Source organism: Arthrobacter sp. Hiyo1 (assembly GCF_001263615.2).
Lineage (GTDB): Bacteria > Actinomycetota > Actinomycetes > Actinomycetales > Micrococcaceae > Arthrobacter.
Genome location: NZ_DF952469.1, coordinates 22,152 through 26,191 on the forward strand (window position 1 = coordinate 22,152; position 4,040 = coordinate 26,191).

1 protein-coding gene and 2 pseudogenes are annotated in these 4,040 nt (G+C 65.8%); 2 read left to right on the forward strand and 1 reads right to left on the reverse strand.

Features of this window, described 5'->3' with window-relative positions; translation table 11 throughout:
• Nucleotides 1-2,151, forward strand: a pseudogene (locus AHiyo1_RS04770) (Pls/PosA family non-ribosomal peptide synthetase); the annotation flags it as partial.
• 84 nt (nucleotides 2,152-2,235) lie between these two features.
• Nucleotides 2,236-3,632: pseudogene (locus AHiyo1_RS04775) on the forward strand (M1 family metallopeptidase).
• 26 nt (nucleotides 3,633-3,658) lie between these two features.
• Here AHiyo1_RS04775 and AHiyo1_RS04780 read toward each other — a convergent pair.
• On the reverse strand, nucleotides 3,659-4,040 hold a 382-nt coding region (locus tag AHiyo1_RS04780; RefSeq protein WP_148667469.1), incomplete at its 5' end, for a 4'-phosphopantetheinyl transferase family protein.

The window sequence follows — 4,040 nt, forward strand, 5'->3', positions numbered from 1 at the left end:
CCGAAGGCGGCATACAGCGCCGGCGGCGGAACGCACGGTTCGCCCCACCTCCCGGAAATCGCAGGTCTTCCAGACCCTGATGGGGATCTTCCTCAACATCCTGGTTGGCATGCGCTGGCTCACGTATCTCATGGCCGCGAACCATTTGCTGGCCGACCTCGCCGGTTTCACAGCCGCTCCCGTGGTGTCCTGGTGGTGGATCCTGGCGTCTTGGCTGGTGTTCGTGAGCCCGCCCGGACGCATGGGCATCTCGATCCTGGCCGCGCGAACCCTCTTGCGTGGGGTCCAACCCGGAACCTACCCGCGATCGGGCAAAGTCCACTTGAAGCTGTGGCTGGCCGAACAGATCCAGGACCTTTCGAGCGCCATCAGCCTTGCCAGCGCTCCGTGGGTTCCCTACTACGCCAGGGCACTGGGGGCGAAGATAGGGAACAACGTCCATTTGCACTCCCTTCCTCCCGTCACAGGACTGCTGTCGTTGGGCAGCGGCTGCAACATCGAACCCGAAGTGGATCTCTCCGCCTGGTGGATCGACGGTGACTTTGTCCACATCGGCGCCATCCATGTAGGTGCCGGGGCCACAGTCGGCTCCCGCAGCACGCTGATGCCAGGAACCAGCATCGGCGCGGGCGCGCGGGTGGAGCCCGGTTCCGCGGTGTTGGGCAAGGTCAAGGCCGGGCACCTCGTTGCCGGATCCCCCGCCGAACGCCGTGGCAAAGCCAAGAATGGATGGCCCGAGACCCCCTCGTCGCACCACCTGATCGGCCGGCTCTGGTTTGCGGCGTTCGCTGCCGCCTCGGCGCTGCTCGCCTTGATTCCGTACATTTCGGCATTCGTCGCCGCGATCGTCATCCTGGTCTTCATCCAAGGCCGGAGCTCGCTGCAGGATGCCTTCCCTGAACTCCTGCTTGCCATTCCCCTGGCTGCACTCGCCTGGTTCCTGTGCAATCTCCTGCTGATCCTGGCGACTACCCGGATGCTCGGCGTCGGTCTCAAGGAGGGATACTATCGCGTCCGCAGCCGCGTCGGTTGGCAGGTTTGGGCCACTGAACGGGTCTTGGACATGGCCCGGGATCTGCTCTTCCCCATCTACGCCAGCCTCTTCACGCCCGTGTGGCTGCGCCTGCTGGGCGCCAAAGTAGGCCGCAATGTGGAGGCTTCCACGGTGCTGCTGCTGCCACGCATGACGACCATCGGCGACGGCGCGTTCCTCGCCGACGACACCATGGTGGCCTCCTACGAGCTCGGCGGCGGCTGGATGAAGATCGGACCGGCCAAGATCGGCAAACGCTCGTTCCTCGGCAACTCCGGCATGACCGCCGCAGGACGCAGCGTGCCCAAGAACTCACTCGTCGCGGTCCTGTCGGCCACGCCGGCCAAGGCCAAATCGGGCACCTCCTGGCTGGGCAGTCCGCCCGTCAGGCTGCGCCGGACCGCCGTCAACGCAGATCTGAGCCTCACCTTCAACCCGCCGCTGGCCCTCAAGACCAAACGGGCCCTGTGGGAACTATGCCGGCTGGTGCCGGTCATCCTGACCGTGGGGATCGCCGTCGGCATCATGCTGGCCCTCGACTGGATCGCCACCGAGACCTCCTACTGGCTTGCCGCCGTCCTCGGAGCGTCGTGGTCCTCGCGGCCGGCGCGGTGGCCGCGGCAAGTTCGGTCGCCGCGAAATGGATTCTGGTGGGGCGCATCAAAGAGGGCGAGCACCCCCTGTGGAGCTCATTCATCTGGCGCAACGAAGTGGTGGACACCTTCATCGAGATGGTCAGTGCTCCATGGTTCGCACGTTCGGCATCCGGCACGCCTGCGTTGGTGTGGTGGCTCCGTGCCCTCGGGGCGAAAATCGGCCGGGGTACCTGGTGCGAGAGCTACTGGCTCCCCGAAGCCGACCTCGTCACGCTCGGCGAAAGCTCCACGGTCAACCGTGGCTGCGTGGTCCAGACACACCTCTTCCATGACCGCATCATGAGCATCGATACCGTGGTCCTCGGGGATGGCGCCACGATGGGTCCGCACGGCGTCATCCTGCCGCGCGCAAGTATCGGGGCCGGCGGAACGGTGGGACCGGCGTCGCTGGTTATGCGTGGCGAGACGGTTCCCGCGGGCACATACTGGATGGGCAACCCGGTCAGCCCGTGGTCCGGACCGTAGCGTAGATTGGCAAGAGGGCGTGAAATACCGGCCCGTGACACGACCGCAGCACAACAAGCTACACGGAGGCAGCCAGCGCACATGAGCCGCAGCGAACCCGGAACAACCCAAGCGCAGGAAACAACCGCGACTGCCGCCGATCCCTACACCCTGCACCACGGGAGCACGGCATTCCAGGTGCTGAGGTACGAGCTGGACCTGGACTATAGCCTGGGCAGCAACCGGCTCAACGGCCGCGCCATGCTCCGTTGCATAACCCTCGAAGACACGGACTCCGTAGTCTTGGACCTGGTGGGCCTGAGGGCTTCCAAAATCCTGGTTGACGGCAAGAAAGTGCCGAAGTTCAGCCGCGCGGCGAGCACCTCGTGATCACCGTCAAAGACCGCTTGCGGGCAGGCCAGCACTTCACGGTTGAACTCCGCTACGACGGCAACCCGAAGCCGCGCCGGGGCCTGTGGGGCGAAGTCGGGTGGGAAGAGCTTGAGGACGGCGTGCTCGTTGCCGGGCAACCGAACGGTGCCGCGTCCTGGTTCCCGTGCAACGACCATCCGCGGCACAAGTCCAGCTACTTGATCAGTATCACCACCGACGACAACTACCGCGCCATCTGCAACGGCCGCCTCGTCTCCCACAGCAGGAAATCAAGCCGCGAAACCTGGGTCTACGAACAGGGCGAGCCGATGGCAAGCTATCTCGCCACGGTGCAAATCGGACGCTACCGGCTTCACCAGCTCAGCCCCGCCCCCGGTGGGATCCGCCCCGGGACGGCCCATCATGCCGAAGCCCTGCGGCAGGCTCCTGTGCCCCAGTTCGTTGCCGTCACCCCCGGTTTGTTGACCGAGGCCCGCGAAGGCCTGGCACGGCAGGCCGACATGATGCGCACCTTTGTGGACTGTTTCGGTCCGTATCCCTTTGCGGAATACACGGCAGTCGTGACCGAGGACGAACTGGAAATCCCCCTTGAGGCCCAGACCCTCTCGATCTTCGGCCGGAACCACATGGAGCAATCGTGGGACGCGCAGCGCCTCATCGCCCACGAGCTTTCCCACCAATGGTTCGGCAACTCGCTCACGGTGAGCAGCTGGAGGGACATCTGGCTGCATGAGGGCTTCGCCTGCTACGCGGAGTGGATCTGGTCCGAGGAAGCCGGCGTCATGTCCCTCGCCAACCGCGCAAAGACGGCGTGGCGCAAGCTCGACATGGGCGCCCAGGACTTGGTGATCGGGGACCCCGGGCCGGAGCACATGTTCGATGACCGCGTCTACAAGCGCGGAGCCCTTGCCCTCCATGCCGTCCGGCGTGCATGCGGAGACGCAGCGTTTTTCGGGTTGCTGCGGCATTGGACAGAGGCCAAGCGCCACAGCTCGGTCTCCACGGAGGAATTCATCGCTGCGGCCAACGCCTACGTCCCGGGACTCGACGCGGCCAGTGTCCTGGAACCGTGGCTGTACCAAGCAGGCCTGCCCGCTTTCAGCTGACCCTGGAATTCAGCTAAGCCAAGGACTCAGCGGGACGTTACCGCGAGCGCGGCGAGGAGTCCGGCCGGAAGATCCCGGCCGTCAGCGCTGGCCGGGAGCTCCAGGTCCCACAGCCCCGGCCGTTCAAGCACCTCGAGGGAATCCGGCGCCACCCTGAGCCCTTCGCCTGTCATCTTCAACCAGGCTTCCTTGCGCGCCCACAATCGTGCCCGCTCTTGGGCCCGACGTCCGGGTTCCAGCGCGTCGAGATGGCGCCGCTCCCGTGCGGTCAGGGCAACGTCGTCGAAGCCGACGAACTCCGTGCCCGCCGCATTTTCCAGGTCGACGCCCACCCGCAGCCCGGGCCCGGGATACGCGACGGCGGCAAACAGCACCCAGCCTGACGACCGTGAGGCGCTGAGCGCCAGG